1 pseudogene is annotated in these 861 nt (G+C 79.9%); it reads right to left on the reverse strand.

The features are described 5' to 3' along the window. Positions 1–693: pseudogene (locus AAHZ94_RS34700) on the reverse strand (MFS transporter); the annotation flags it as partial. Positions 694–861 lie beyond the last annotated feature (168 nt).

Consider the following 861-nt stretch of genomic DNA (forward strand, 5'->3'; position numbering starts at 1 on the left):
CAGCTCGCGCCCTGCGACCAGCGCCGAGCCGAAGAGCAGCGCGCCCAGCATCACGAACGGGGCGGCCGTGCCCGCGAGGCCGGCCAGTGCGCCGGCGCCGGCCGGGGCCGCGGCCTGGCCGAGCCGGTTGCCGGTCAGCCGGAGCGCCAGCGCGGTGCCGTGCGCGCCTTCGGGCGCGGCCTGCACCACCGTGGACATCGACAGCGGCTGCCCCACGCCGAGCGCGAACCCGAGCACGGCGAGCACCACCGCCAGCGCCCACACCGGCATCGGGATCGCAATGCCCGCGCACAGCAGCGCCGCCGCCAGACAGGTCGCGGCCATCAGCGCGGTACGGCCGACCAGCCGGATCATCGGGGTCATCACTAGCCGGCAGGCGATGGAGGCCGCGGCCCGCAGGCTGAGCAGCAGGCCGACGGTGGACGGGGCGATGCCGCGGTCTTCGCCGAGCACCGGCAGGTAGGCGGTGAGGACGTCGGTCGTGGAGAGCACGGCGAGGCTGATGAAGATGCCGGGGGCCACGCCACGCGCGCGCAGGATCGCCCCCATCGGCGCCCTGCCGCGTGCCGCGCCGCGCCCGCCGCCGCCCCGTACGCCGCCCGCGGTCGCGCCCTCGATGCGCCACAGGCCGGCGAACGAACACCCCGCCACCGCAGCGGCCACCAGCAGCGCCGCCGCGCTGGTGGGCGCCAGTCGGGGGCGGGGGGGCGCGCCCCCCCCCCCCCCGGGGGCCCGGGCCCGGGGGGGGGCGCGGGCCGGGGGGCCCGGGGGGGGGGGGGGGGCGGCTCCGCCGGAGGCTCGTACGGCGGTGTCTGCGGGAACGGCTGGTCAGGGCCGTGTCGTCCGGGAGGGCCCGGCCTG

The sequence above is a fragment of the Streptomyces sp. HSW2009 genome (genome assembly GCF_040240285.1).
In the GTDB taxonomy this organism is placed as follows: domain Bacteria; phylum Actinomycetota; class Actinomycetes; order Streptomycetales; family Streptomycetaceae; genus Streptomyces.